We start from the raw sequence: 2,381 nt of genomic DNA on the forward strand, positions 1-2,381 counted from the left end.
GGATCAAACTCTCCATTAAAGTGCTCATCAACCAAAGTTGATTTGCTATAATTAGAGCTGATTGCTCAAAATTTCTTGCTAGCTTGTCTTGATCACTCACGCCGAAGCGCTCGTTCTCTCAACGTTTTGAGGTTAATAACCTCTTGTATTTCTTCACTCGTTGTTCAGTTTTCAAAGGACAATTTGTTGTTTGTGTGTCTCTTATTACCTACGAGACAACTTTTATATCATACCATTTTAGAAGGCTTAATGTCAAGAACTTTTTCCGTTTCTATTTTCATGACCCATTCGTTTAACCGATTGTTTCATTCATACATTAGCGCATCTTCCGAAGCGACAAAGAGTATCATATCAAATAGTTATAGTTTGCGCAATCCTTTTGGTAGATCCAATTTCATACAGTTGGGTTTAGACATAAGAGTACATTTGCAACATCATTTATAGAAAAACGTACCCATATGAATGGATACGCTTATTAGAAATTTGATCTTAGCTGGATACTAGTTTGTTCGCAGAGCATTGCTTTTGTTTAACTTGGGATTCCTTGATTTGTTTACTTCTTAGCTGTCCGCATGCAGCATCAATATCTGTTCCATGTTCAAGACGAACACTACAGCTAATCTTTTGCTTTTTGAGAGTATCATAGAACGCTAGCACTGATTCCTGTGTGCTTCTTTGATACTGATCTAGCTCATCCACCGGGTTATAAGGGATTAAGTTAACATTAACGAGCTGGCGCTTATCCCCGATCAACTCAGCAAGTTCAAGAGCATGTTCCCTACGATCATTTACATCTTTAAGCAAAATATAACTAAACGTGATTCTTCTTTTCGTTTTTTCCAAATAGGTATCGACAGCCTCCATCAATTTATCTATTGAAAAGGCACGGTTTATTTTCATAATCTGCGTTCGAAGTTCATTATTTGGTGCATGAATTGAAATCGCTAGATTCACCTGTAATTTAGTATCAGCGAATTTGACGATTTTATCTGGTAATCCACTAGTCGATACAGTGATATGTCTTGAACCAATAGCTAGTCCCTTATGATCTATAATAACCATTAAGAAATCAACAAGGTTTGTAAAATTATCAAATGGTTCTCCAATTCCCATCACTACAACGTGGCTAACCTTTTCATTTTGTTGTGCCTGATCAAGGTGACGTTGCACTTTCATAATTTGTTCTACAATTTCACCACTGGATAAATCGCGTTTTTTGGTTAATAGTCCACTCGCGCAAAAACTACAGCCGATGTTACAGCCTACTTGAGTTGTGACACATACCGATAACCCGTATTTCTGCCTCATCAATACCGTTTCAATCAGATTGCCGTCATTTAACTTAAATAAGAACTTAATCGTTCCATCCGCTGATTCTTGCTTAAGGTGTTCGCTTAATGTTGTAATGACAAAATGCTCAGCTAATAATTGAATACATTCTTTATTAACATCAATCATTTCTGAAAAGTTAGTCACTCTTTTTCTATAAAGCCATTCCCATACTTGTGTTGCACGAGACTTTTTGTGCCCATGTTTTGTAAGCCAATCTGTCAACTGATCTAATGTCAATCCATATATGGATTCTTTATTCATTTGATATCCTCTTTTCAACACTTTAAAATCTGCTTATTATTGTCCCAAATTATATTTATTAAAGCAAGGGGAGTTATACAGTATTTTCATTAACTCTTCATTTCATTAACTCTTCATAAGAAAAGTCATCTTCAAATCAAAAAGTAAGTGAAACTAATTAACACAAAACAATTCCAAGGCAATATTCATAATGAATATTTGCATGGCAATGTCGTACGTTGTACTTTCCCAGGAGCTTCATCCCAGATTCGAATGTTATGAGTTTAGTCCCTCTTATCTGTAAAACCACAACTTATCTATAATAAGCACAACCATTTCTGCAGTTTGATTGTAAAATCTAAACTCGATCCAAGTGCAATTCAGTTGTTTGATTGCAAATTGTACATTCAAAATGATGCATTAGTTCAAATATCAAGCTTAGACTGTATCTCATACATTCAAAAGACCTAATAATACGTGAAAAATGAAAATAACTCGGATTAGACTGTACATTTAGCTGTCAAACACACAAATATAAACTTACATTAAAGGTTAGAATGTATGAAATGCAGGCAAAAGTAGTTAATCCAGTCGGAGTTCGCATCATATGGATCAATACAAAAAAAACAAGCCACCATTCATAATCGAATAGTGGCTTGTAGTTGCTTGGCAACGTCCTACTCTCCCAGGACCCTTCGGTCCAAGTACCATCGGCGCTGGAAGGCTTAACGGTCGTGTTCGGGATGGGTACGCGTGGTTCCCTTCCGCCATCGTCACCAAACAGTGCATTTAGAATAAATGCGTTGTAA

General features: G+C 36.1%; 1 protein-coding gene and 1 rRNA gene. Both read right to left on the reverse strand.

Annotated elements, in window-relative coordinates; all coding sequences use genetic code 11:
- Positions 1–489: 489 nt before the first annotated feature.
- Complete coding sequence (gene rlmN, locus AC1DOK_RS24335; protein ID WP_477556875.1) at positions 490–1,593, reverse strand: dual-specificity RNA methyltransferase RlmN; 1,104 nt, start codon at positions 1,591–1,593, stop codon at positions 490–492.
- 643 nt (positions 1,594–2,236) lie between these two features.
- Positions 2,237–2,353: ribosomal RNA gene (gene rrf / locus AC1DOK_RS24340) — 5S ribosomal RNA — on the reverse strand.
- Positions 2,354–2,381 lie beyond the last annotated feature (28 nt).

This window comes from Paenibacillus sp. P5_B5 (genome assembly GCF_056400365.1).